Source organism: Arthrobacter sp. UYEF20 (assembly GCF_040546335.1).
Taxonomy (GTDB): Bacteria; Actinomycetota; Actinomycetes; order Actinomycetales; family Micrococcaceae; genus Arthrobacter.
The window spans coordinates 263,538-286,850 of sequence record NZ_JBEPNP010000002.1; the positions used below are offsets into that span (position 1 = coordinate 263,538).

Sequence of the window (23,313 nt, forward strand, 5' to 3'; positions counted from 1 at the left end):
GAGACACAACAATGGGTATCCGTACCGGACAGCAGTACCTGGACAAGCTCAACGCAATGAGCCCGCATGTGGTGATCGACGGCGAGGTGGTCAGCGACAAAATCGCCGAACACCCCGCCTTCCGCAACGTCGCGCGGTCCTACGCCAAGCTCTTCGACATGCAGCATGACCCGAAGTACCAGGAGGCGCTGACGTACACGTCGCCCACCACCGGCGACCTGGTGAATGCCTCGTTCCTGGTGCCGAAGACCGTCGAGGACCTCGAGCGCCGCCGCCGCGCGATCTCCACCTGGGCGGAGTCCTCCAACGGTTTCCTGGGCCGCTCCGGCGACTACATGAACTCCTCGCTCACCGCCCTGAGCACGGCGGAAAAGTGGTTCTCCCAGGCGGACCCCAAGTTCGGCGAGAACATCCGCAAGTACTACGAGTGGGCCCGGGAAAACGACGTCCTCGCCACCCACACCCTGATCCCGCCGCAGGTCAACCGCTCGGTGTCCGGCTCCGAACAGCTCGGCGGCCAACTGTCGGCCCGGATTGTCGAGGAGCGCGAGGACGGCATCGTCATCCACGGAGCCCGGATGCTCGCCACCATCGCCCCGATTGCGGACGAACTGCTGGTCTTCCCCTCCACGGTGCTCCGCGGCACACCCGAGGATGCGCCCTACTCCTACGCCTTCGCCATCCCGAACGATGCGCCGGGCCTGCGTTACCTCTGCCGGACCTCGCTGTACAACGGCGGCAGCACCCACGACGAACCGCTCGCCTCCCGCTACGAGGAAATGGACGCCGTCGCGATCTTCGACAACGTCTTCGTCCCCAACGAGCGCATCTTCATGCTCGGCAACCCCCAGCTCTGCAACGGCTTCTACTCGGAGACCGGCGCCGGGGCGCTCATGACGCACCAGGTGGTCACCCGCACCATCGCCAAGAGCGAGTTCTTCTTGGGCCTTGCCTCCGAGCTGGCCGAGTCCATCGGCATCGACGGCTTCCAGCACATCCAGGAGGACATCGCGGAACTGATTGTCGACGTCGAAATCGGCCGGGCGCTGATCCGCGCCTCCGAGGTTGACGCCCAGCTGAACGAGGCAGGCGTCATGCTGCCGAAATGGTCCACGCTGAACGCCGCGCGCAACTGGTACCCCAAGATCGCCCAGCGCTTCCCGCAGATCATCCGCAAATTCTGCGCCTCCGGCCTCATGGCGCTGCCCGGTGAGGCGGATGTCAACAGCGAGGCCCGGGCGGACATCGAGATGTACCTGCAGGGCAAGAGCCTCACCGGACCCGAGCGCGTGCGGCTGTTCAAGCTGGCCTTCGATGCCTCGGTCTCGGGCTTCTCCGGCCGCCAGTCGCTGTACGAGTACTTCTTCTTCGGAGACCCGGTCCGGATGGCCGGTGCCATGGTGAACAGCTATGACCGCGAGCCCCTCCGGGCCCGGATCCGCGAACTGCTCACCCGCGAGGACTGACCGGCTTCGCCGTCATTTATTGGGGGCGGCGAAGGGTTTTCGAAAGTTGTGTGCTCTATCACACGTTCCGTAGTAGCATGTTGGATACTAACTGACCGTTCGATCAGTAATTCACGAGGCAGTCAGTTATTCACTTTGCACCCACCCAGGGCAGTACCTCTGCCCCCAGCAACGGAGTTTCAATGACCGCAACTTCAACCGTCGATTCCGAGACGGGCCCCAGCAGCAAGCATGAGGAACGCAAGGTCCTCGCGGGGACGCTGGTCGGGACCACCATCGAGTGGTACGACTTCTTCATCTTCGCCCAGCTCACGGCGACGTTGCTGTCGCCGCTCTTCCTGGCTCCGCTGAACGCCTCAAACCCCGGCCTGGCGCAGATCCTGTCCTTCGCCCTCATCGGCATCAGCTTCCTGTTCCGCCCGCTCGGCGCAATCGTCGCCGGCCACCTCGGTGACCGCCTCGGCCGCAAGGCCATGCTGGTCTTCACCCTCATCATGATGGGTGCCGCCACAGCGCTGATCGGCATGCTGCCGACGTACGCCCAGATCGGCGTCTGGGCTCCGATCCTGCTCATCCTGCTCCGTGTCATCCAGGGCTTCTCGGCCGGCGGCGAATGGGGCGGCGCGGCCCTGATGGCAGTGGAGCATGCCCCCAAGAGCAAGCGCGGCCTGTTCGGCGCCTACCCGCAGATCGGCGTTCCGGTCGGCATGATCCTCGCCACCGGCCTGCTGTATTTCCTCAACACCAGCATGTCCAAGGAAGACTTCGCGTCCTGGGGCTGGCGCGTGCCGTTCCTGCTCTCGATCGTGCTGATCGTGGTGGGCTACCTCATCCGCCGCGCGGTTGCCGAGAGCCCCGTCTTCAAGGAGATGGCAGCCCGCAAGGAAGAGAGCAAGGCTCCCCTCGGTGAGCTGATCCGGAAGCACAAGAAGGCAGTCCTCTACTCGACGATGATCTTCATCGGAAACAACGCTGCCGGCTACCTGCTGATCGCGTTCTTCATCTCCTACGCCACCAAGTCCCTGAAGATGCCCACCCCGCAGATCCTGCTGGCCACCACCCTGGCCTCCTTCGGCTGGCTGGTCTTCACCCTGGTAGGCGGCTGGCTCTCGGACAAGATCGGCCGGGTCAAGACCTTCCTGATCGGCTACGGCATCGTCTTCGCCTGGATGATCCCGATGTTCGCGCTCATCGACACCAAGGACATCGTGCTCTACGGCGTCGCCCTGTTCGTCCTGACCATCGGCCTGGGCCTGTCCTACGGCCCGATGTCGGCCATGTACGCCGAGATGTTCCCGGCCAACGTCCGGTACTCGGGAATCTCGATCGGCTACGCCTTCGGGGCCATCCTCGGCGGCGCCTTCGCGGCGACCATCGCCGAGGCCCTGCTGCAGAGCACCAAGTGGACCGGTTCCATCGGCATCTACATAATGATCCTCTGCGTCATCTCCGCCGTCGGCGTCCTCCTGGCCGGGGAAACCAAGGGCCGTCCGCTCGGAGTCAGCAAGCACTAAACCGCTTTTATGGCTCAGTGCCGGGGCACTTTGAGGGATTTTTCGGCGGCCGCACCGGGATTCACCGGCGCGTCCGTGTCAAAGTGCCCCCGGATGGCGCGCCCGGGCCAGTCGTGCCGGCGAGGCGACCGTCACCGCGACGACGACCATCGCGGCGGCTGCTTCGCGCACCGCGTCGAGGGCGGCCCGCATGCCCGCGCCGGTGGCCACGCCGTCGTCGGCCAGGATGAGCGTCTTGCCGCAGGCCCGGCCTGCTGGCCCGCGCGTGCCCGGGCCGGCCTACGTCCGGCGCGGCCTAGACGCCAAGGAAGCCGATCGCCCCCTGCTTGAATGCGCGGCTGGTGACGGCGTTGGTGTGGTTCCGGCCCGGCAGGACGAGCTGCTCGACCATGGCCCCGGCCTTGGCTCCCAGCGCGGCGAGCTCCGGCATGGAGGCGGCGCGCTCGTCGTTTTCCCCGGCCACCAGGAGCATCGGCATGTGCGGCACGGCTTCGGCGGGGTCGAACGGCTCGGTCTTGATCGCCTCGACCAGCGAGAGCAACGCGAAGATGTTGTTGCTGGGCAGCAGCATGGCCATCTTCAGCAGCCCTGCGGTCGATTCGTCCGCGATCGGGGTACCGTCGGCCAGGTACCGCTGCGCGGCCACCAGATCGAAGTCGGCCAGGGGATCGGCGACGTTCGGCCCGCCCAGGACCAGGCGGTGCACCAGCTCATGCTGGGTGGCACCGAATTCCCAGGCCAGCCGGGAGCCCAGGGAGTACCCGATCACATCCAGGCCGCTGCTCGGGTCGCCGTCGCGCAGGGGCCGGGCTCCGGCGTCGAACGCGATCTGGAGCAGGTCCGCGCGGATCCGGCCGGGGGCGTAGGAGTCCATGTCCTCGGGCGCGCCGCTGCGGCCGTGGCCGGGGAGGTCCACGGTGATGACCCGGCGGCCGGCGTCGAGCAGGGCCGCGATCCAGCCGGAGTCTTCCCAGTTGAGCTTCGAGGAGGAGGAAAAGCCGTGCAGCAGCAGCACCGGACGCAGCCCGGCGTCGTCCTGGGGATCGTGCACCTCCACATACAGCTGTGGGTCGGTGCCTTCGACGGTGTGGGAGTGCTGGTCGCCGGTGTGTCTGCCGCTCATGCTGTCAGTCCTCATCAAGTACGGCGCTCAGGCGGACCCGGCGCTTCGGTGCCTCTTCCTTCGGGACGGTGCCCACGATGCCGGCAGTGTTGTCCGGCACCTCAAACACAATCAGGGGCTCGCCGACATTGATCGTGTCGCCGGGCCCGCCGTAGATACGCACTACCTTACCTGCCTGCGGGCTGGGCAATTCAACCGCCGACTTGGTGGTTTCCACCTCCACGAGCGGCTGGTTGCGCTCCACCTGCTCGCCCGGGGAAACCAGCCATTCCAGCACGGTTGCCTCGATCAGGCCCTCGCCGAGATCGGGGAGCGGGAAGGAAATTTCAGCCACGTTTGTACTCCAATACTCGCTGGATGCCGAAGAGGATCCGGTCAATGTTCGGGATGTATTCGTCTTCCAGATCGCCCGAGGGGTACGGGACGTCGAAGCCGGTGATGCGCTCCACGGGCGCCCTGAGGGTGTCGAAGCAGCCCTGCGTGATCAGCTGCGCCACTTCGGCGCCGAGGCCGGAGGTCAGCGGGGCTTCGTGGACGACGACGGCGCGGCGCGTCTTGCGCACGGAGGCGGCCAGCGCGTCGGCGTCGATCGGTTTGAGCCAGCGCAGGTCCAGGACCTCGATGTCGATCCCGTCCTCGGCGGCGAGTTCGGCCACCTGCAGGCAGCGGGCCACCATGGCGCCCCACGCGACCAGTGTGAGGTGGCGTCCCTCGCGCATCACCTTGGCACCGGTGGGGGAGCCGCCGTGGTTTACCTCCACCTCGCCCTTCTGCCAGTACCGCGACTTCGGCTCCATGAAGATCACGGGGTCCGGCCGCGTGGCGGCGTACTTGAGCAGGTGGTAGGCCTCGTGCGGGTTCGACGGCGAGACCACCTTGAGCCCCGGGACATGGGCGAAGAGAGCCTCGAGGCTTTCGCCGTGGTGTTCGGGGGCGCGGATGCCGCCGAAACTGGGCACCCGCAGTGTGATGGGCATCGGCATGGTGCCCCGGCTGCGGTAGTTCATCCGGGCGATCTGGCAGACGATCTGGTTGATGGCCGGGTAGGCGAAGCCGTCGAACTGGACCTCGGGGATGGGGTGGAAGCCGGCCATCGCCAGGCCCACGGACATGCCGAGGATGCCGGATTCCGCCAGCGGGGTGTCGAAAACCCGCAGCGCGCCGTGCTTGGCCTGCAGGCCGTCGGTGATGCGGAAGACGCCGCCGAGCCGGCCGCAGTCCTCGCCGAAGATGACGGCCTTGGGGTTGTCCGCCAGCACCTCGTCGAGCGCCCGGTTCAGGGCCTGCTGCATCGACATCACGATGGTTGGGGCTGCGGGGCTTTCGGCGCTCTTGGTTGAGCTTGCGCCTTCGAGAATCGAGTTAGACATGTTCGGACTCCTCGCGCCAGTTGGCGGCCTGGGCCTGCAGGGCAGGGGTGGTTTCCTGGAAGACCAGGTCAAACATTTCGGTGCCGGGGCGCGGGCCGAGCGCCTGGATGCCGGTGCGGATCTGCTCCTCTTCGGCCTTGGCCGCGGCGAGGGCTTCGGCGAAGAACGCCTCGTCCGCAATCCCGTCCGCCAGCAGCCGCTTCCGGAAGCGTTCCAGCGGGTCCGCTCCGGCGCCGTCGCGCTCCTCATTGAGGGAGCGGTAGCGGCCCGGGTCATCGGAGGTGGAGTGCGGGCCGCGGCGGTAGGTCATGGCCTCGATGAGCACCGGGCCGTTGCCGGAGCGGGCATGCGCGAAGGCCCGGCGGGTGGCCTCGACGACGGCCTCGACGTCGTCGCCGTCGATCTGCAGCGCCGGGATCCCGTAGCCGGCCGCGCGGGCCGCGACGGAGCCGCCTGCCACCTGGCGTTTCGTGGGGACGGAGATGGCCCAGCCGTTGTTCTGGACGAAGAAGACGACGGGGGCCTTCATCACGGCGGCGAAGTTCATGGCCTCGTGGACGTCGCCCTGCGAGGAGGCGCCGTCGCCGAAGTAGGTCATGGCGACGCCGAGGGGGCCGCCGTCCTTCTTATCGAGCGTCTGGCCGTGGGCCCAGCCGACGGCGTGCGGCACCGAACCGGCCACTACCGCCTGGATCGGGGCGAGCCGGGATTCCATCGGGTCGTAGAGGCCGCCGTGCCAGGTGGCCTTGTGGGTGGACATGTAGGCCACCATGTCCACGCCCATGGTCCGGGCGACGCCCATTTCGCGGTAGGTGGGGAAGACGAAGTCGCGGGTAGTGTCCACGGCATAGCCGCTGCCCACCTGGGCCGCTTCCTGGCCGAGCTCGGGCGCGTAGCCGGGGATGATGCCCTGCCGCTGCCAGGCAATGGCGGAGATGTCGAGGTGGCGGACGGCCACCATGAGGGAGTAGAGCTCGCGGAGCTGGCCGGGGCTGAGCGGCGCGGCAGCGTCGCCGGAAGCCGCAAGCGGGAGTGTATCCATGCCTGTGACCATAGTCACCACCGCGCGGCTGGGCAATCAGCGCGGAAAATGCTGACCAGACTGCACAAGCCTGCCGGTGGAACCGCCGTCGGGCGTGACAATTTGTACAGCGTCCGTCCGTTCCCGGCTGGCCCAACTGGCTCGCAGTTGTTGTCGTTTTGAGCCTCCAAAACGGCAACTATTGCGAGTTACTTGGGTGGCGGCAGGTGCCGACGGCCCTTATCCGGTGATGCCAAGGGCTTCGTTGGTGGGGCACATGACGCCCGTCGAAGTGTTACAGCGGCTCCGTCGGCACGGTTGTTCTTGCCGGTGTCATCGCACCAGTCGATGTTGTAGGGCGTGGCGGTGACGGTCGCATCTCCGGCGGCCGTTCGGGCCGGGACCTCGAAGGTGTAGGTGAATCCGCCGGCGTCGTTCATCGGGGCAGCCGTGTTTGACGACTGCCTCGCCGGTCGCATCGGTGACGATCACCTGGATGAGGGCGTTCTCGCCGTAGCGGGGATTGCAGCCGGCGTCTGGCGCTGTGACCATGACCTTTTCGCCGGCTTTTGCGCCCGACGGTTCCACTGAGAAGGCGGGCGGGAGACAAGGCGGTTCCCCGTTCTCCGAGGATGAGGTGCATCCGGATGCAGCAGCACCTATCAGGATGGCACTGACCGCAACCATGACCGAGTATCGCAGGCTGTGGCGAACGGGATACCTGGAAGGGTGCGCCATGTCCTCAATACGGTGGGTGAGTAACGAGCGGATACTGCCGCACGAAGTTCGTCCCCATATCGTTGCCCGAGCGGCCGCCGTGAGCCAGCGCGGCTGAAATCCGATCAACGACGACACGAACATCACGGCCGTACTGGCCTTCGATAGGCCATGAGCCCCGGCTTCGCACATCTGGCAGGGTGGGCACCTGAAACCCATACCCTTGCCGCATCATCCGGGAAGGATGCGCCCAGGCGTCACGCTGGCGATCCGCGGCGCGTCGATACCCAGAAGAAAACCATCTGGTCGCGGGCGTGCTGATCAGGCGAAGCCGAAGACGGGCGGGAAGACCACCACCACGAAGGCGGCCCAGGCACCGTAGACCGGCAGGTACCGTGTCTGCCAGCGCTCGAGCGCGGTGAACGGGCGCCGCCCGCGCAGGAACCCGACGGTGAGCCAGGCCGTCCGGACCAGGTGCACCAGCAGCAGGAGGTTCAGGCCGAGCGCGGCGATCTTGTTGGGGCTGAAGCCGAATTCGGCGATGCGGGTCAGCATCGCGGTCAGCATCACCGCGTCGACCGCGAGGGCCGCGACGACGAGGAGCAGCTGCAGGGCATCGGACGGGCCGGGTGCCGCGAGCGGGTCGCGGGCGGAAATCGAGTAAAGCAGGAGGCCCAGGACGAGCACGAGGATCGCGTCCATGAGGATCAGCAGGTCGCGGTCGACGTCGACGAGGCCGCCGGCGGCCGTGAATACGGCCAGGAGAGCCAGCAGCATGGCAATCGTCAGGGGCGTGAAGACCCGCGTGAGGACGGGGGCGATGTTCTCGACGACGTTCTGCTTGGCCTCGACGAGCCACGCGGCGACGACGAGCGCCCCGGGTATGGCGAACGGCAGGATCCAGTCCTGCAGGATCGGTCTGAGGTCGGTGCCGGCGATCTGGAGGGCCGCGAACGTGAGCCCGACCAGGACGGCACCGCCCAGGGCCAGGAGCGTGTAGTAGATCGCGAGTTCGCCGGTGAACCGGACGAAGTCCATGCGCCGGCTGTCGGACCGCCACCTCCCTCCCACGTACGCCGCCCCGGCCAGCAGCCACAGGACGACGGGGGCGTGCAGCGTGGCGAGAACCTCGGTGGAACCGCCGGAGGCGAACGGATAGGCGTTGAGCACGACCGCCAGCGCGGCGAACGGGACGAGCAGCGTCGCCGCCACGCGCGCGGTGAGGCGGCGCTTCCATACGAAGTATGCGGCGAGGAAGGGGAAGACGAGCAGACCGAGGTTGCGCGCCAGCACTGCGCCGTCGTCGAGCCAGGCAAGGCCGGCCTTGGCCGCCACCCCCGCCCCAACAGCGAGCGTGAGGACGACCGCCAGCTCGCGCCACGGCGGTGCCCCAGCGTCGCCGGAGCCCTCCGGGACGAGCACGAGCTGCTTCCACAGCCGGTCGGAGTGCTCGCGGGCAAACTCGCGCGAGACGGCGTCGAGGTTGCCCAGGCGCTTGATCGCGACGAGGAAGGCCTCCTCGTCGTCGAGCCCGGTTGCCCTCCGGTCGGCGATCTGCTCGCGGAGGTGGTCCTCCAGCTCGTCGACGTCGGCGGCGGAGATCGCCTGATGCCGCTGGACATACCCGCGCCACCGGTCGATCTGGGCCTCCAGCTCCGCGTGTAGCTCCATCACGCCCACCCCTCGGCCGCGGCGGGCGGCCGTTGCGCGGCCTGCCATACCTGCCGCAGTGCGTCGGCAACGACGGTCCACTGCTCCTGCCGGTCGGCGAGCATATCCCGGCCCGCCGGCGTGATCGCGTAGTGCTTGCGCCGGCGCCCGGCCTCGGACGTGCCCCACGACGACGACACGTAGCCGAGCCGCTCGAGCCGGTGCAGCAGCGGATAGAGCATGCCGTCGGTCCACTGCATGCCCCCGCCCGACAGCTCGCTGACGCGCTTGATGATCGCGTAGCCGTACAGATCGCCCTCCGACAGGATCCCCAGCACGAGCGGGGTGGCCGAAGCGGCGACCAGGTCCTTATCGATGCGCACCGCGCCTCCTATACCTAGATCTGTAAGGTATTGGACCATAGCAGTTCTAGGTATATCAAGGGGGATTGTCAGGCTGGACGTCAGATAGCCGCCCTGGGCACGGCTGTCCCGCAGAAGGGCAAGGAAAAGCCCAGCCCCGGCACCTACTCTGACCTCGTGGCCCCGTAGGCCAGTGGGGGCACGCAACACGTCATTTCCCTCAAATGACGATTCCCAACCCCAGAGACTGGCTCCATTGCTCTTGTGACAATGAAGCCAGTCTTCAAGGCGAAGCTACAGCTTGCGGGTCAGGTCCGGGGCGGAGTCGTTCCGCCCGGCGCCGCGGGAGCGGGTGAGCCGGGCGCCGATCCAGCAGGCCGCGGCGATCCCGGCGACCAGCGCCATGGTGCTGAAGAGCTGCTTGCTGGAATCCGGGCCGCTGAAGCCGACCGCGAAGATCAGCGCCAGGAGCACGAGCCCGAAGATCGTCAGTCCGGGGAACCCCTTCATCCGCAGCGGCAGCGCGGTGCCGTCCCGGTCCGCGCGGCGCCGAAGGATCAGCTGGGACACGAGGGCCGTGCCCCAGACCACGAGGCACGTGGAGCCGACCAGCTGGAACAGCGCGGGCAGGATCTGCTCCGGGAACAGCAGTTCGAGCACGGTGGCGATGAAGCCGAAGGCCACCGAGGCGCCGACGGCCACCACGGGTACCCGGGCCTTGTTTAGCCTCGACAGGATCCGCGGCGCCTCGCCGCGTTCGGAGAGCGAGTACACCATGCGGGACGCGCCATAGAGGTTCGCATTGAGGGCCGAGAGCAGCGCGACGACGGCCACGAGCGTGATGGCGGCGCCGGCGCCGGGGATGCGGGCCACGTCGAGGACGCCCGCGAACGGGGATTTCAGCGCCTCGGAGGTGGAGGGAAGGACGGCGGCGATGACGAATACGGAGCCGATGTAGAAGACCAGGATCCGCCAGACCACCGTGCGGATGGCCTGGGCGACGCTGCGCTCCGGGTTCTCGGTCTCGGCGGCGGCCACGCTGACAATCTCGGTGCCGCCGAAGGCGAAGATCACGACAAACAATGCGGTGGCGATGCCGCCGAGGCCCGCGGGGGCAAAGTCGGAGGTGATGTTGGACAGTCCGGGGGAGGGGACGTCCGGCAGCCAGCCGAGTAGCAGGGCGGCGCCGATGGCCAGGAACACCACGATGGCGGCCACCTTGAGGATGGCGAACCAGAACTCGAACTCGCCGAAGTTCTTCACGCCGGCGAGGTTGATGGCCGTGAAGAGAACCATGAAGATCAGCGACAACGCCCAGACCGGGATGACCGGCCAGACGGTGAACAGGAGCCCGGCGGCACCGAGGGCCTCCGCGGCAATCACGACGACGAGCTGCAGCCACCAGAGCCAGCCGACGGTGGCGCCCGCGGTCGGGCCCATGGCCTTTTGCGCGTAGACCGAGAAGGCCCCGCTGTTGGGGTTAGCGGCGGCCATTTCACCGAGGGCCCACATGACGAGGATGATGAGCGTTCCGGCGACGAGGTAGGAGATGAGTACCGCCGGTCCGGCGGCCTGGATTCCTGCCCCCGAGCCGAGGAACAGGCCGGCACCGATGGCGCTGCCGAGTCCCATCATGGTGAGCTGGCGTGGCTTCATGCTGTGGCCCAGTGTCTGGCCGGGGCGCTCCGCGGTGGACTTCATTGTCATGCTGGCGAACCTTCTTGTGGTTTGGATCCGGTGGTCCTTATGGGACCTATTGAATTTACCGCCTTTGCACTGCCCCGGAGGGCTGTCACCGCTCCGCCGTCGTGAGAGCATGGTGGCAGTTTGTCAGTCGAAACGGGGGTTGTGTCAGCGGTTTGTCTGATCACACCTGCTTCAGGAGGGATATCCGATGGACGTTGATGCTCTGGACGCGAAGATTGTCAGATTCTTCACGGACTCGCCGCGGGCGTCCGTGCTGGAAGCCTCGCGGGTGCTGAAAGTCGCCCGCGCTACCGTGCAGTCCCGGCTGGACCGGATGCAGCACGGCGGCGTCATCGGCTCGTGGGTGCCGCAGCCGGACCCGGCGCACTTCGGCTTTCCGGTGGTGGCGTTCTGTTCCCTGACGATCAACCAGGACCTGGGGCACGACGCCGTCGTCGAGGCCCTCGCGCAGATCCCGGAACTGATCGAGATCCACACCGTCTCCGGCAGCTCGGACCTGATGGCCCGGATAGCCGCCCGCTCCAACCCGGACCTGCAGCGCGTGCTCGATGCGATGATCGCCACCCGAACGGTGCTGCGCTCCTCCTCGGTGATTGTGCTCAACACCCATTTCCAGGGGCGCACCCTGCCGCTGCTGGAAGCTGCCGCCCAAGGCCGGTGAGCTCCGCCCAAGGCCGGTGAGCTAGAGCACGCTGAGGTTTCCGGGCAGCCCGGTTCGGCCGTTGAGCAGCAACAGCAGATCCGGCGCCGAGGGCAGGTGCGCGCCGATGGCTGCGGCAAGTTCCAGGGACGCCGCGATGGCCGGGGTCAAAGCAGCGGGCGCCTCGAGCTTCAGGGCCCGGGCGAGGTCCAGGCCGTGAACGGCCAGCTCGAAGGTGCGGGTGGGCAGGTAGTCGATCAACGTCATGGCTCCCGCCGGGGTGGCGACGGGCGCATCGTCGGGGGTGGTCCTGACAAGTGCCCCGACCCGCTGGACGAGCTCCCTGACGGCTGCGGCCGGGTCCTCGCCCAGGGTGTCCCCGGTTTCGCGGCCGCGCTGCGCGATCGCCGCCGGCGATGTGGCGCCTCGGACAGTGAGAAAATAGGCCACCGGGCCGTCCACGCGTTCCCCTGCCGCCGGCGTCGAAAGGTAACTCTCGACGGTGCTCAGGGCACGGCTGGTGTGGCCGGTCAGTCCGCGGACGTCCCATTCGCCCAGCGCGGGTTTGGTCCAAGCGGTTTCCGGCACCGCCTCAACGAGCTCCAGGAATGCTGAGGCCGCGCCGAGGTAGCAGGATTTGATTGCTTCAGTGTCCATAACTGAACAGTTATACGGATGCCGGCGGGTGGCGCAACCCCTGCGCTCAACCCCTGCGTTCAAGCCCTGTGCTCGCGGCACTGCCCGCGACGTGTGCGCTGAAACATTTTGCGCCCGGGCCATCAGGCCCTAGAATTAGTTCTAGTCAATTTGACTATAACTCCTCCGGCGGTCGGGCCGGGGCCGTCCGGGCAGTCCCCAGGGATCCGCCCGGAACCTAAGGATGCGGGGTGAATCACCGTGTACACAGCAGCAGCCAACGTCGCCGAGCGTCAGCTTGCACCGCCGTCGTTGGCCATCTCCACCGTGATCTTTGCGCTCCGCCCGAGCGAGCGTTCCGGACGCCCCACCCTCTGGATCCCGCTGGTACGCCGGATCCGCGAGCCGTTCAAGGGAATGTGGGCACTGCCCGGCGGACCGCTGACGCACTCCGAGTCGCTGCAGGACGCCGCCTCCCGGAACCTGCGCGAGACCACCGGCCTGGCGCCTAGCTACCTCGAACAGCTCTACGCCTTCGGCGGCCTGCACCGCTCGCCCACCCAGCGCGTCGTATCGATTGTGTACTGGGCCCTGGTGCAGCCCACCGAGGCCGCGCTCGCGGACGAATCCGAAAACGTCAAGTGGTTCCGGGCCGACCGACTCGGCGGCCTGGCCTTCGACCACAACACGATCATCGACTACGCCCTCTGGCGGCTGCGCAACAAGATGGCCTACGGGTCCATCGCGTACCACCTGCTGGGCGAATACTTCACCCTGGCCCAGGTCCGGGAGGTCTACGAGGCCGTCCTGGACCGCGAGCTGGATCCGGCAAACTTCCGCCGGCAGGTCAAAGCCACACCGGAGATCGAAGAAACCGACCAGTACCTGCAGGGCGGCAAACACCGGCCGCCCCGCCTCTACCGCTTTTCCGGCCGCCCAGGCCTTGACCCAGACAACAGGAGCACACCATGAGCAGCGTCAACACGGCCATCCAGCTGATCACGCGCGAACAGGCCACCGCGCTGGCCGCCAGCAGCGCCAAGGGCATTGCAACAGCCGCCTCCACCTGCAGCCCGGCACTGGCCCGCGGGCCCTGGGACTACGACCTCGCCGAGGCCCTCGCCGGCGTGCCCGCCTACGGACCCGGCGCCTCCAGCGCCGACGTCGCCCCGGCCTCGACCCCGCGGCAGGGCCAGCTCCCGGAGGAGTACAAGCTCGCGAGCGACGCCGAACTCGACGTCCGGATCCGGGCCGCCAAGGCGACGCTCGGGGACCGCGCCGTTGTCCTGGGCCACTTCTACCAGCGCGACGAGGTGGTGGCATACGCGGATTTCGTGGGCGATTCCTTCCAGCTCGCCAACGCCGCCCTGACCCGGCCCGACGCCGAGGCCATCATCTTCTGCGGCGTGCACTTCATGGCCGAGACCGCGGACATCCTGTCCCGGCCGGACCAGGCCGTCATCCTGCCGAACCTGGCCGCGGGCTGCTCGATGGCGGACATGGCGGACATCGACTCCGTGACCGAGTGCTGGGAACAGCTCGAGGAACTGTTCGGCGCCGAGCCCGACGCCGACGGCCGGGTCCCGGTCATCCCGGTCACCTACATGAACTCCTCCGCCGCCCTCAAGGGCTTCTGCGGCGAGCACGGCGGGATCGTCTGCACCTCCTCGAACGCCGCGACCGTTCTGGAGTGGGCCTTCGAGCGCGGCCAGCGCGTGCTGTTCTTCCCGGACCAGCATCTGGGCCGCAACACCGCCAAGGCCATGGGCGTGCCGCTGGAGCAGATGCCGATGTGGAACCCGCGCAAGGACCTCGGCGGCAACGACGAGCAGGCCCTGCTCGATTCCCGGGTGATCCTGTGGCACGGCTTCTGCTCGGTGCACAAGCGCTTCAACGTGGGCCAGATTCAGAAGGCCCGCGCCGAGTTCCCGGGTGTCCAGGTGATCGTCCACCCCGAATGCCCCATGGAGGTGGTGGATGCCGCCGATTCCGCCGGGTCCACCGACTTCATCCGCAAGGCCATCGCCGCCGCGACCGAACCGACCACGTTTGCGATCGGCACCGAGATCAACATGGTCAACCGGCTGGCCGCGGAGTACCCGCAGCACACCATCTTCTGCCTGGACCCGGTGATCTGCCCCTGCTCCACGATGTACCGCATCCACCCCGGCTACCTCGCCTGGGTCCTGGAGGCGCTCGTCCGGGGCGAGGTCATCAACCGCATCACCGTGGAAGAAGCCGTCGCGGCCCCGGCGCGCGTTGCCCTCGAGCGCATGCTGGCGGCACGGCCGTGACCAGACGGCTGGTGATCGTCGGCAGCGGGATCGCCGGGCTCTACGCCGCGTTGCTCGCCTCCGACGCGGCAGCTTCCGACGCGGCAGCTTCCGACGCCGGGCACGCCGCTGGCGGCAGCCCCGCCGTCGAGGTGGTGCTCCTGAGCAAGGGCACGCTCGAGCAGAGCAACACCTTCTACGCCCAGGGCGGCGTTTCGGCCGTGCTGGAGCCCGGGACGGCCTTCCCCGGCGATTCGGTGGCTGCCCACATCGCCGACACCCTTGCGGCCGGGGCCGGGCTGAACGACCCCGAGGCCGTGCGGATCCTGTGCACCGAAGCCGTCCGGGACATCGCGGGACTCCGGCGGTTCGGCGTGCACTTCGACGCCGGTCCCGGCGGCGGCCCGGCACTGGGGCTCGAGGCCGCCCATTCGGCCCCCCGCATCCTGCACGCCGGCGGCGACGCGACGGGTGCCTGCATCGCCCGCGGACTCGTGGCCGCCGTCCTGAAGCGGGCAGCCGAGGGAAGGCTGCAGGTCGAGACCGGCGCTTTCGTCACCGAGCTCCTGACCGGGAGCGGGACGGGGGGCGCCACCGGCGTCGCCTACCTCGCCGACGGACAACCCAAGCAGCTGGCCGCGGACGCGGTGCTGCTCGCCACCGGCGGGGCCGGTCGGCTGTATGCCCGGACCAGCAACCCCTCCGTGGCGACCGCCGACGGCCTTGCCCTGGCGTGGCGTGCGGGCGCAGCCGTGCGGGACATTGAGTTCTTCCAGTTCCACCCCACCACCCTGGCCGCGGCCGAGGTCCCGGGCGGGCCCCCGGCCCTGCTGATTTCCGAAGCGGTCCGCGGCGAGGGGGCCGTGCTGCTTGACGCGGCCGGCTACCGCTTCATGCCGGACTACCACCCGGACGCGGAACTGGCCCCGCGCGACGTCGTCTCCCGCAGCATCGCCCTGCATCTGGCCGCGACGGGCGCGGCGGCGGACGGCCCGGTCTATCTGGACGCCCGGGGCGTCGAGGCAGCCCGCGGGCCGGGGTTCCTCGCCCGGCGCTTCCCCACCATCAACGCGGGCACCCGCGCGGCCGGCTACGACTGGGCCACCGAACCGCTGCCGGTCTCCCCGGCGGCCCATTACTGGATGGGCGGTGTGGCCACGGATCTCTGGGGACGGACCTCCGTCCCGGGGCTGTACGCCGCGGGCGAGGTGGCCTGCACCGGCGTCCAGGGCGCCAACCGGCTGGCGAGCAATTCACTCCTGGAGGGCCTCGTCTTCGGGCGCCGCGCGGTGGAGGACTTCCTGGGTGACCAACCGTCGCACGACGGCACTGCTCCCCGTGCTCCCCACGATCGCCCTAGCCTCGCAAGCTCGGCCAGGGAACCCGGATCGCGTGGGCCCACGGCCGCGGGCGGCCTCCCCTGGACGCACGCTTCCGCAGCGCTGTCGCGTGACGTTGCCGAGGGAGGAACCCCACCGATTGCCCCCGAGGTTGTTGTGAAGTCGGTGCCGGGTCCCGGGCCGTTTTATCGGGACGCTCTGGGGCGGTTGATGACCGCGCACGCTGGAGTGTTGCGCAGCGGCGAGCAACTGCGAGAAGCCCAGGCCACCCTTGCTGCCTGGGCCGCCGTCGTCCGTCCCGAGATCGTAACGAACGCAGGGGACCCGCGTGAGCACGAGGACCGCAACCTGCTGCTGGCCGCGCAACTGCTCGTGGACGCGGCACGGAACCGGAACGGCTCCGTCGGTGCCCACTACCGTGCCGACGCCAACGCCGACGCCACCGGCAACGCCACCCTCCGGGACGTGCTCGCTGCCCCTGCCCACTCAACGTCGGCGGCAGGCAGGTCCGGCCACCGGTACGCCGCCGGCTCCCGTTCCAAGCAAAGGATCTCCTCATGAGCGCACCCGCTGCCGCTGCAAGCACCCCAACCACCGCTGCCCGTCCGGACCCGCTGTCGGTGCAGGCGCTCGCCGGCACGCTGCCGGCCTCCGCCGTCGACGCCGTGCTGCGCGCCGCCCTGCAGGAGGACGCACCGTACGGGGACATCACCTCCCAGACGCTCATCCCCGCCGGCGCGCGCGCGACGGCGGTGCTGGCCGCACGGGTGCCCGGCGTGTTCAGCGGCGGCGAGGTGTTTGCCGCCGCGATGAAGCTGACTGACGCCGGCGCCGCCGTCGAACTCCTGGTCGCGGACGGTGCGCCCTTTGCCGCCGGAACGCCGCTGGCGAGGGTCCACGGGAACGCCCGCGCCGTCCTGCTGGCCGAACGCGTGGCCCTGAACCTGGTCCAGCGGATGTCCGCCATCGCCACGAAGACGGCGGAGTTCGTGGCGCTTGTGGACGGCACCGGCGCGCGGATCACCGACACCCGGAAGACGACGCCCGGGCTGCGCGTGCTGGAACGCTACGCCGTCCGCTGCGGCGGCGGCGCGAACCACCGCTTCAGCCTCTCGGACGCCGTGCTCGCCAAGGACAACCACCTGGCCGTCCTCACCGGGGGAGACCCCTCGAAGCTCACGGCGGTGCTGCGGGATGCCAAGGCCCGCTTGGGCCACACCACGCACTTCGAGGTGGAGGTGGACAGCATGGAGCAGATCGAACCGGTGCTGGCCGCCGGAGTGGACACGATCATGCTGGACAACTTTTCCCTGGCGGAGCTCGCTGCAGGGGTGGCGCTGGTCGGCGGGCGTGCGCGGGTGGAAGCCAGCGGCAACGTCAATCTGGCCACCGTGGCCGGCATCGCCGCCACCGGGGTGGACGTCATCTCGATCGGCGGGCTCACGCACAGCGTCGCCGCACTGGACCTCGGGCTCGACATCGAGCTGGAGCCCGTTCCTGCCACGGAACAGACGGCCGGCTGAGGGCCGTCATGATCTTCCTGGACGCCGCCGCCACCACTCCGGTCCGCCGTGAGGTGCTGGAGGCCATGTGGCCCTACCTCACCGGCGAGTTCGGCAACCCCTCGAGCCACCATTCCCTCGGTGATGCCGCCGCCACGGCGCTCGCCGGGGCGCGGGCAGCCACGGCCAAGGCACTGGGATGCCGCCCGGGCGAGGTGGTCTTCACCTCCGGCGGCACGGAGGCGGACAACCTGGCGGTCAAGGGCCTTGCCCTGGCACGCCGCGCCGCGGACCCGCGGCTGGACCGGGTGGTGATCAGCGCCGTCGAGCACCCCGCGGTGGAGGAATCGGCCCGGTATCTGGAGCGGGTGCACGGCTTCGCCGTCGACGTGGTCCCGGTGGACCCCTACGGCCGCGTCACCGAGGAAGCCCTCGCCGCGGTGCTCCGGCCGGAGACCGCCCTGGTCAGCATCATGTACGCCAACAACGAGGTGGGCACGGTGCAGCCCATCGCCCGGCTTGCCGGACTGGCCCGCGCGCAGGGCATCCCGTTCCATACCGACGCCGTCCAGGCCGCCGGCTGGCTGCCGCTGGATACCGCCGCGCTCGGCGTGGACGCGCTGAGTATTTCCGGCCACAAGCTCGGCGCACCGAAGGGAAACGGCGCCCTGTTTGTGCGGAGCCGGATCCGGCTGGAACCGGTGATCCACGGCGGCGGGCAGGAGCGCGGGCGTCGCTCGGGCACCGAGAACGTTGCCGGAGCCGTGGCCCTCGCCACGGCCCTTACCCTGGTCCGGGGGTCCCAGCCTGAGCTGGCTGCCCGGGTTGCTTCCCTGCGGGATGACTTCATCGACAGCGTGCTGGCGGGTGTCCCGGGCGCCGTCCTCACCGGGCACCGCACCGAGCGGCTTCCCTCGGTGGCGTCGTTCTGCTTCCCCGGGACCAGCGGCGAGTCCGTGCTGCTGGAACTCGAGCGCCAGGGGGTCATCTGCTCGAGCGGCTCCGCCTGCGCGGCGGGTTCGGACGAGCCGTCCCCGGTGCTGCTCGCTCTGGGCATCGAGGCCGCAGTGGCGCAGACAGCGGTGCGCTTCAGCTTCGATTCGACCATCACGGCAGCCGAGCTGCACGAAGCGGCGGCCGCGGTCAGCACCGCCGTCGGAAGCGTCCGGGCGCTGGGCCCAACTAGCTAGCAGTAGTTGTCGTTTTGGGGGCTCAAAACGGCAACAATTGCCAGTCAGTTGGGGGCACTGGGGGCGGGAAGAGGAGGCTCAGCGGTGCCGGGCCCGCCGGAAGATCCAGTGCCGCAGCATGGTGAAGCGCACGGCCGTGGCCACGAAACCGGAAAGCGTGGTGGTCCACAGCTCATCGGCCACGGTGGCGTCCGGGTTGAACCAGTGCAGGATGGCCAGGCTGCCGCCGGTGATCAGCAGCGCCACAAGGATCACGATCAGCCCGTTGAGATGGTCGCGTTTCATCCGCCGGCGCTCCGTGATCTTGAACGTCAGGCGGCGGTTCAGCGCGGTGTTCATCAGCGAGGTGAGGATGAGGGCCGCCGCGTTGGCCGGCTGGGCGCCGATCCACGGCCGGAGGAAGGCATACAGCGCAAGGGACGTGACGGTGCAGACGATGCCGACGCCGGTGAACCGGATCAGTTGCCGGACCAGCGGATAGCGGAGTATCCCTCGGTGGCGGCGGGCCGGGCTGCGGACGACGGCGGCGGGAGGGGGCTGCTGTGCGAGCTGGGAATCCATCCGCTCAGTACAGTTCGCCGACCGGGATCTCCACGGCAAGCCGGTTGGAGGGGCCGGCGAGGGGGCATGCCCACGCCTCGTTGTAGGCGCAGGACGGGTTGTAGGCGAAGTTGAAATCCACCACGATTTCGGCCTCCGGGCCGGATCCGCGGACGCCGTGGAAGGCACCCTTGATGGTGTCCAGCAGGTAGCGCCCAGCGCCGTAACTGCCGCCGGGCTGCCCGGCCGTGGCGTCACGGAACGGCACGAAGATGCCACCGCCGTAGCCGGTCAGCTTCCAGACGGCGAGCTGGCCCATCTCGGGAAGGTCGAAGGTGCCCAGCCGGACGAACCGGACCAGGCCGTCAGTCCCCGTCTCGACATTCATTTCGCGCCCGGCGCCCTCGCTCGTCAGCGGGATGTGGAACCGGTAGATCGGATCGTAGTGGGCGGTGTTGAGCCCGCCGAAGCTTGACTTGGCCTCGGCGGTGAGCGGCGAAGCGGGGTGCGTGCCGAACATCCGGTCCCGCTCGTGACGCCAGTAGGTGTGGGCCTCGGCGGGGTCCTCCGCGGCGAGCTTCCGCACGCTGGCATAGAGCGCAAAGGTCCGGAGCCGCCAGTCCGCGATGTCGACGGCGGAGATGTCCGCCACGCTGTCCTGATCCCCAAAATGCGTTCCGTCAAAATGCTGTTCCGCCATGCCCCCAAGCGTATCCCTCTTTCTCCGCGGCATTCTCTAGCGCCGAATGCCCGGCTCAGGCCCGGCAAGGACGCCGCCGGACATGGACTTTCGCGCATGCAAGACGCCGCCTCCCCAGAGCCGTCCCGGACCGGGCTACGCTGGCAGCATGACTGGGACGGCTATTTCCCTCCGGATCCGGATCGCCGCGGTGCTGGCGGTCGCCGCTGCCACACTTTCGGGCTGCAGCAGCGACGGCAAGGGCACACCGGCCTGGACGGCAGGCGGCAGCCCGGGCGCAAGCAGGGCGTCGGCGGATCCGTCCGCGGGCACCGCCTCACCCGGCGCTTCGCCGGAAGCCACGGCCCCCGGGACCGGCTCGACGGCGTCCGGCTCGGCGGCGTCCGGCTCGGCGGCCCCCGGTTCGACGGCGTCGGCCTGGAAGGTCTTCACCGATCCCGCGAAGTCCGTGAGCTTCGAGCTCCCGCAGGAATGGATTGCCCAGTCCGTGACACCGGAGCCGGGAAGCCTGCCCGGCGCGCTCAAGGTGGAGGTCAAGGACGCCAAGGGTGGCTACGTCGCCACGCTGCAGACCGGACTCCAGCCGCAGCCGGTCCCGGCCTGCCCCGATGACGCGGCCAAACCGTACGTCGTCGTGAGCAGCGTGCCGGTGGAACTGCCGCACCGCGGCGGCGAAGGGACGATCGACCCCCACGTCGTGTTCCGGGTGATCCAGGGCTACAAGTACTTCGGCTCCTACGGCATCACCAACGTTGTGGGCGGCGCCGGGGGAAAGTCCTGCGGGCTGCAGAACCTGGTCCGGGGCCCCGAGGGCAAGGGCGACTACTCCTTCGGCGACCTGACGGTGTTGAAGGTCCTCGCCCCGGACCAAAAGGTGGCCCCGGCAAAGGCCTTCGACACCCTCGGCCAGGCAGCCAAATACGTCAACCAGGGCTCTGAATTCGCCAACGTCCAGCGGATGCTAATGTCTCTGAAGGTCAAAAACTAGTACCGCACGCCCCACTGACGGGCCGTCGACGGCGGACGGCCTTCTGCCAATCTGTTGCTTCCTCACACCCCGGAGATCCATGGAACGTTCTGTCGCCGCACGCCTGGCCTTCAAGACCGTGGCCGACACCAAGGTGGCCCTGGCGGTGTCGGTGGCACGCAACGCCGGTTACAGCGGCTTCGAGGAATCGCTCTCCGTGACGGCCGGCGGCGCGGACGTCGCCCTGACGGAACTCTCGGACCACCACGGCGGGCGGTTCCACTACATGGAATTCGCTGAGCCCGCCGAGGTGCTGGTGGACTACTCCGCCACGGTGGCCGGTTTCGCGCTGCCGGAAGAACCGGGGCTGATGGAGCTCATCCGCTACGTGCGGCCTAGCCGTTACGCCGAGTCGGACCAGCTGCTGCCGACCGCCTACGCGGAATTCGGCGGGCTGCAGGGCGTGGAGCTGCTGCACGCTGTGCGCAACTGGGTCTTCAGCGAGCTGCGCTACGTGAGCGGTTCCTCGAGGGGGACCGACGGCGCCGTCGAGACCCTGCTGCACCGCCGCGGGGTCTGCCGGGACTTCGCCCACCTGGCGATTTCGCTGCTCCGGTCCAAAAACGTCCCGGCCCGGCTGGCCGCGGTCTATGCGCCGGGGCTGAGCCCGATGGACTTCCATGCCGTCGCCGAGGCGCACATCAACGGGGCATGGCACGTCATTGACCCCACCGGACTGGCGCCGCGCGGGAGCATGCTTCGGATCGCGGCGGGCCGGGATTCCTCGGACACCGCCTTCCTGTCCACGGTGGGCGGCAGCCTGTCCCTGCAGGAACTCCGGGTCACCGCGATCGTCCACGGTGAACTGCCGGACGAGGATCCGGCGAAGCTCGTCGTTATCCACTAGCGACGGCGCCGGGACTCGCCGTCGCGGACCCCGTCGCGGACCCACTCCGGGTCCTCAGTGCATGGCCACCGAGGCACGCAGCTTCTCCGTCAGCCGCAGCAGCTCCTGCTGTTCGGGGCCTGTGAGGGCCGGCCCCACGAGCGCGGCGATGTCGCGGACATGTTCCCTGCCGATCTGCTTCTGGAGCTCCCTGCCGGCTTCCGTGAGCTTGATCAGGACTCCGCGGCCGTCGTCGGGGGCAGGCATCCGCTCCACGAATCCGCGCTTTTCGAGCCGCTCGACGAGCCGGCTCAGGCTGGACTGGCTCAGCAGGACGTGGTCGTTGAGCTCGTTCAGGCGGAGCCACCCGGACGGGCAGCGGGAGAGGGTGAACAGCACGTCGTACTCGTTGAGGGCGAGGTTCTTGAACGCCGGGCCCGCCTGCAGCCTGCGCATCACGGCCACCTGGGCGCGGAACAGGGATTCCCAGGTCTCCGCGGCCAGGCGCACCGGCGATTCTGTGGCCTTGGCGGACATCACGCTTCCTGGCTGGCGGTTTCGCTGGAAGGCTGGCCGGCTCCGGTCTGGGACGCTCCGGCCTGGGAGGCTGCGATCAGCGAGGCTGCAACGCGTCCGGCATGGGTGGGCGGTTCCGGCACATGGGCCGGCTTGAGGGCGGCGTATTCCTTCCGCAGCACCGGCAGCACGTCCTCACCGAACAGGTCCAGCTGTTCCAGCACGGTCTTCAGCGGCAGGCCGGCGTGATCGATCAGGAAGAGCTGGCGCTGGTAGTCGCCGAAGTACTCACGGAAGGTGAGGGTCTTTTCGATGACCTCCTGCGGGCTGCCGACGGTCAGCGGGGTCTGCGAGGTGAAGTCCTCCAGCGACGGGCCGTGGCCGTAGACCGGGGCGTTGTCGAAGTACGGGCGGAACTCCTTGACGGCGTCCTGGGAGTTCTTGCGCATGAAGAACTGGCCGCCGAGGCCCACAATCGCCTGGTCTGCCTTGCCGTGCCCGTAGTGCTCGTAGCGTTCGCGGTAGAGGCTGATCAGCTGCTGGTAGTGCTCCTTGGGCCAGAAGATGTTGTTCGCGAAGAAGCCGTCGCCGTAGTAGGCCGCCACTTCAGCGATCTGCGGGGTGCGGATGGAGCCGTGCCACACGAAGGGGGCGACGCCGTCGAGCGGGCGCGGCGTCGAGGTGAAGTTCTGCAGCGGGGTGCGGAACTTGCCGGACCAGTTGACGGTGTCCTCGTCCCAGAGCTTGCGCAGCAGGCTGTAGTTCTCGATCGCGAGTTCGATCCCGTCCTGGATGTTCTTGCCGAACCAGGGATACACCGGGGCGGTGTTGCCGCGGCCCAGGACCAGGTCCACGCGGCCGTCGGAGAGGTGCTGGAGCATCGCGAAGTCCTCGGCGATCTTCACCGGGTCATTCGTGGTGATCAGCGTGGTGGCCGTGGACAGGATGATGCGCTCTGTCTGGGCCGCGATGTACGCGAGGGTGGTGGTGGGGGAGGACGAGAAGAATGGCGGGTTGTGGTGCTCGCCGATGGCGTAGACATCCATCCCGATTTCCTCGACCTTCTTGGCGATCGCCACGGACGCCTTGATGCGCTCGTGCTCCGTGGGGGTGCGGCCCGTGGTGGGGTCTGTGGTGATGTCGCTGACGCTGAATACGCCGATCTGCATGGTGTGCCTTTCCGTGGCGGGTGG

23 protein-coding genes are annotated in these 23,313 nt (G+C 68.6%); 10 read left to right on the forward strand and 13 right to left on the reverse strand.

All coding sequences use genetic code 11. The features are described from left to right. Window positions 1-11 precede the first annotated feature (11 nt). Entirely contained in the window at window positions 12-1,466 is a 1,455-nt protein-coding gene (gene hpaB / locus ABIB26_RS03720) for a 4-hydroxyphenylacetate 3-monooxygenase, oxygenase component (protein ID WP_354239702.1), read from the forward strand. A gap of 182 nt (window positions 1,467-1,648) precedes the next feature. After that, window positions 1,649-2,980, forward strand: coding sequence for an MFS transporter (locus tag ABIB26_RS03725; RefSeq protein WP_354239704.1), 1,332 nt, complete (start codon window positions 1,649-1,651; stop codon window positions 2,978-2,980). Window positions 2,981-3,275: 295 nt separating this feature from the next. Here ABIB26_RS03725 and ABIB26_RS03730 read toward each other — a convergent pair whose 3' ends face one another. The 8 genes from ABIB26_RS03730 to ABIB26_RS03765 all read right to left on the reverse strand — a co-directional run bounded on the left by ABIB26_RS03730 (window position 3,276) and on the right by ABIB26_RS03765 (window position 10,930). Further along, a complete protein-coding gene (locus tag ABIB26_RS03730; protein WP_354239706.1) occupies window positions 3,276-4,103 on the reverse strand; it encodes an alpha/beta fold hydrolase in 828 nt (275 codons plus the stop codon). A gap of 4 nt (window positions 4,104-4,107) precedes the next feature. After that, a complete protein-coding gene (locus ABIB26_RS03735; protein ID WP_354239708.1) occupies window positions 4,108-4,437 on the reverse strand; it encodes a biotin/lipoyl-containing protein in 330 nt (109 codons plus the stop codon). Continuing rightward, window positions 4,430-5,473: an alpha-ketoacid dehydrogenase subunit beta gene (locus ABIB26_RS03740; protein WP_354239709.1), complete on the reverse strand. Its 1,044-nt coding sequence runs from the start codon at window positions 5,471-5,473 to the stop codon at window positions 4,430-4,432. The genes ABIB26_RS03735 and ABIB26_RS03740 overlap by 8 nt, the downstream gene beginning before the upstream one ends. Beyond that, on the reverse strand, window positions 5,466-6,515 hold the full coding sequence (locus tag ABIB26_RS03745) for a thiamine pyrophosphate-dependent enzyme (protein WP_354239711.1): 1,050 nt from the start codon (window positions 6,513-6,515) through the stop codon (window positions 5,466-5,468). Before ABIB26_RS03745 ends, ABIB26_RS03740 begins: the two co-directional genes overlap by 8 nt. A gap of 188 nt (window positions 6,516-6,703) precedes the next feature. Further along, entirely contained in the window at window positions 6,704-6,934 is a 231-nt protein-coding gene (locus ABIB26_RS03750; RefSeq protein WP_354239713.1) for a hypothetical protein, read from the reverse strand. 598 nt (window positions 6,935-7,532) lie between these two features. Next, window positions 7,533-8,882 carry a permease prefix domain 1-containing protein gene (locus ABIB26_RS03755; RefSeq protein WP_354239853.1) on the reverse strand — a complete coding sequence of 450 codons (1,350 nt, stop codon included), beginning with the start codon at window positions 8,880-8,882 and terminating at the stop codon, window positions 7,533-7,535. Further along, complete coding sequence (locus ABIB26_RS03760; protein WP_354239715.1) at window positions 8,882-9,244, reverse strand: PadR family transcriptional regulator; 363 nt, start codon at window positions 9,242-9,244, stop codon at window positions 8,882-8,884. The genes ABIB26_RS03755 and ABIB26_RS03760 overlap by 1 nt, the downstream gene beginning before the upstream one ends. Window positions 9,245-9,517: 273 nt before the next feature. Then, the gene (locus ABIB26_RS03765; RefSeq protein WP_354239717.1) at window positions 9,518-10,930 is read right to left on the reverse strand and encodes an amino acid permease; all 1,413 of its coding nucleotides are present in this window, start codon (window positions 10,928-10,930) and stop codon (window positions 9,518-9,520) included. Window positions 10,931-11,117: 187 nt separating this feature from the next. Between ABIB26_RS03765 and ABIB26_RS03770 the strand changes: the two genes are divergently transcribed. Beyond that, a complete protein-coding gene (locus ABIB26_RS03770; protein ID WP_354239718.1) occupies window positions 11,118-11,591 on the forward strand; it encodes an Lrp/AsnC family transcriptional regulator in 474 nt (157 codons plus the stop codon). 21 nt (window positions 11,592-11,612) lie between these two features. Here ABIB26_RS03770 and ABIB26_RS03775 read toward each other — a convergent pair whose 3' ends face one another. After that, window positions 11,613-12,227: a maleylpyruvate isomerase N-terminal domain-containing protein gene (locus tag ABIB26_RS03775; RefSeq protein ID WP_354239720.1), complete on the reverse strand. Its 615-nt coding sequence runs from the start codon at window positions 12,225-12,227 to the stop codon at window positions 11,613-11,615. A 240-nt stretch (window positions 12,228-12,467) separates the two neighbouring features. On the opposite strand from ABIB26_RS03775, the gene ABIB26_RS03780 reads away from it, so the two are divergent. The 5 genes from ABIB26_RS03780 to ABIB26_RS03800 are packed head-to-tail and all read left to right on the forward strand — an operon-like array spanning window position 12,468 to window position 18,511. Beyond that, window positions 12,468-13,178 carry an NUDIX hydrolase gene (locus tag ABIB26_RS03780; RefSeq protein ID WP_354239722.1) on the forward strand — a complete coding sequence of 237 codons (711 nt, stop codon included), beginning with the start codon at window positions 12,468-12,470 and terminating at the stop codon, window positions 13,176-13,178. Continuing rightward, window positions 13,175-14,500, forward strand: coding sequence for a quinolinate synthase NadA (gene nadA, locus ABIB26_RS03785; RefSeq protein ID WP_354239723.1), 1,326 nt, complete (start codon window positions 13,175-13,177; stop codon window positions 14,498-14,500). Before ABIB26_RS03780 ends, nadA begins: the two co-directional genes overlap by 4 nt. Continuing rightward, window positions 14,497-16,380 carry an L-aspartate oxidase gene (locus ABIB26_RS03790; RefSeq protein WP_354239725.1) on the forward strand — a complete coding sequence of 628 codons (1,884 nt, stop codon included), beginning with the start codon at window positions 14,497-14,499 and terminating at the stop codon, window positions 16,378-16,380. Before nadA ends, ABIB26_RS03790 begins: the two co-directional genes overlap by 4 nt. Further along, window positions 16,377-17,342, forward strand: coding sequence for a carboxylating nicotinate-nucleotide diphosphorylase (gene nadC, locus ABIB26_RS03795; RefSeq protein WP_354239727.1), 966 nt, complete (start codon window positions 16,377-16,379; stop codon window positions 17,340-17,342). Before ABIB26_RS03790 ends, nadC begins: the two co-directional genes overlap by 4 nt. A gap of 8 nt (window positions 17,343-17,350) precedes the next feature. Further along, window positions 17,351-18,511: a cysteine desulfurase family protein gene (locus ABIB26_RS03800; RefSeq protein WP_354239729.1), complete on the forward strand. Its 1,161-nt coding sequence runs from the start codon at window positions 17,351-17,353 to the stop codon at window positions 18,509-18,511. A gap of 78 nt (window positions 18,512-18,589) precedes the next feature. Here ABIB26_RS03800 and ABIB26_RS03805 read toward each other — a convergent pair whose 3' ends face one another. Further along, entirely contained in the window at window positions 18,590-19,072 is a 483-nt protein-coding gene (locus ABIB26_RS03805; RefSeq protein ID WP_354239731.1) for a GtrA family protein, read from the reverse strand. Between the two features lie 4 nt (window positions 19,073-19,076). Then, on the reverse strand, window positions 19,077-19,751 hold the full coding sequence (locus tag ABIB26_RS03810; RefSeq protein ID WP_354239732.1) for a DUF1684 domain-containing protein: 675 nt from the start codon (window positions 19,749-19,751) through the stop codon (window positions 19,077-19,079). A gap of 148 nt (window positions 19,752-19,899) precedes the next feature. Here ABIB26_RS03810 and ABIB26_RS03815 point away from each other — a divergent pair, with 148 nt between their 5' ends. Both ABIB26_RS03815 and ABIB26_RS03820 read left to right on the forward strand, forming a co-directional pair. Beyond that, window positions 19,900-20,739, forward strand: a complete 840-nt coding sequence (locus tag ABIB26_RS03815) for a hypothetical protein (protein WP_354239734.1) — start codon at window positions 19,900-19,902, stop codon at window positions 20,737-20,739. 79 nt (window positions 20,740-20,818) lie between these two features. Then, window positions 20,819-21,625 (forward strand): transglutaminase-like domain-containing protein, encoded by an 807-nt coding sequence (locus ABIB26_RS03820; RefSeq protein WP_354239736.1) that lies wholly within the window; start codon window positions 20,819-20,821, stop codon window positions 21,623-21,625. 54 nt (window positions 21,626-21,679) lie between these two features. Here the strand turns inward: ABIB26_RS03820 and ABIB26_RS03825 are convergent, their stop codons facing one another. Together ABIB26_RS03825 and ABIB26_RS03830 are read right to left on the reverse strand one after the other, a co-directional pair. Further along, a complete protein-coding gene (locus ABIB26_RS03825; RefSeq protein WP_354239738.1) occupies window positions 21,680-22,141 on the reverse strand; it encodes a MarR family winged helix-turn-helix transcriptional regulator in 462 nt (153 codons plus the stop codon). Further along, window positions 22,141-23,289, reverse strand: coding sequence for an LLM class flavin-dependent oxidoreductase (locus ABIB26_RS03830; RefSeq protein WP_354239740.1), 1,149 nt, complete (start codon window positions 23,287-23,289; stop codon window positions 22,141-22,143). Before ABIB26_RS03830 ends, ABIB26_RS03825 begins: the two co-directional genes overlap by 1 nt. Between the last annotated feature and the right edge of the window lie 24 nt (window positions 23,290-23,313).

Coding starts and splice junctions, on each gene's coding strand:
- hpaB (WP_354239702.1), top strand. CDS start 12: ATGGGTATCCGTACCGGACAGCAGTACCTGGACAAGCTCAACGCAATG.
- ABIB26_RS03725 (WP_354239704.1), top strand. CDS start 1,649: ATGACCGCAACTTCAACCGTCGATTCCGAGACGGGCCCCAGCAGCAAG.
- ABIB26_RS03730 (WP_354239706.1), bottom strand. CDS start 4,103: ATGAGCGGCAGACACACCGGCGACCAGCACTCCCACACCGTCGAAGGC.
- ABIB26_RS03740 (WP_354239709.1), bottom strand. CDS start 5,473: ATGTCTAACTCGATTCTCGAAGGCGCAAGCTCAACCAAGAGCGCCGAA.
- ABIB26_RS03745 (WP_354239711.1), bottom strand. CDS start 6,515: ATGGATACACTCCCGCTTGCGGCTTCCGGCGACGCTGCCGCGCCGCTC.
- ABIB26_RS03750 (WP_354239713.1), bottom strand. CDS start 6,934: ATGAACGACGCCGGCGGATTCACCTACACCTTCGAGGTCCCGGCCCGA.
- ABIB26_RS03755 (WP_354239853.1), bottom strand. CDS start 8,882: ATGGAGCTACACGCGGAGCTGGAGGCCCAGATCGACCGGTGGCGCGGG.
- ABIB26_RS03765 (WP_354239717.1), bottom strand. CDS start 10,930: ATGACAATGAAGTCCACCGCGGAGCGCCCCGGCCAGACACTGGGCCAC.
- ABIB26_RS03770 (WP_354239718.1), top strand. CDS start 11,118: ATGGACGTTGATGCTCTGGACGCGAAGATTGTCAGATTCTTCACGGAC.
- ABIB26_RS03775 (WP_354239720.1), bottom strand. CDS start 12,227: ATGGACACTGAAGCAATCAAATCCTGCTACCTCGGCGCGGCCTCAGCA.
- nadA (WP_354239723.1), top strand. CDS start 13,175: ATGAGCAGCGTCAACACGGCCATCCAGCTGATCACGCGCGAACAGGCC.
- nadC (WP_354239727.1), top strand. CDS start 16,377: ATGAGCGCACCCGCTGCCGCTGCAAGCACCCCAACCACCGCTGCCCGT.
- ABIB26_RS03800 (WP_354239729.1), top strand. CDS start 17,351: ATGATCTTCCTGGACGCCGCCGCCACCACTCCGGTCCGCCGTGAGGTG.
- ABIB26_RS03805 (WP_354239731.1), bottom strand. CDS start 19,072: ATGGATTCCCAGCTCGCACAGCAGCCCCCTCCCGCCGCCGTCGTCCGC.
- ABIB26_RS03810 (WP_354239732.1), bottom strand. CDS start 19,751: ATGGCGGAACAGCATTTTGACGGAACGCATTTTGGGGATCAGGACAGC.
- ABIB26_RS03815 (WP_354239734.1), top strand. CDS start 19,900: ATGACTGGGACGGCTATTTCCCTCCGGATCCGGATCGCCGCGGTGCTG.
- ABIB26_RS03820 (WP_354239736.1), top strand. CDS start 20,819: ATGGAACGTTCTGTCGCCGCACGCCTGGCCTTCAAGACCGTGGCCGAC.
- ABIB26_RS03825 (WP_354239738.1), bottom strand. CDS start 22,141: ATGTCCGCCAAGGCCACAGAATCGCCGGTGCGCCTGGCCGCGGAGACC.
- ABIB26_RS03830 (WP_354239740.1), bottom strand. CDS start 23,289: ATGCAGATCGGCGTATTCAGCGTCAGCGACATCACCACAGACCCCACC.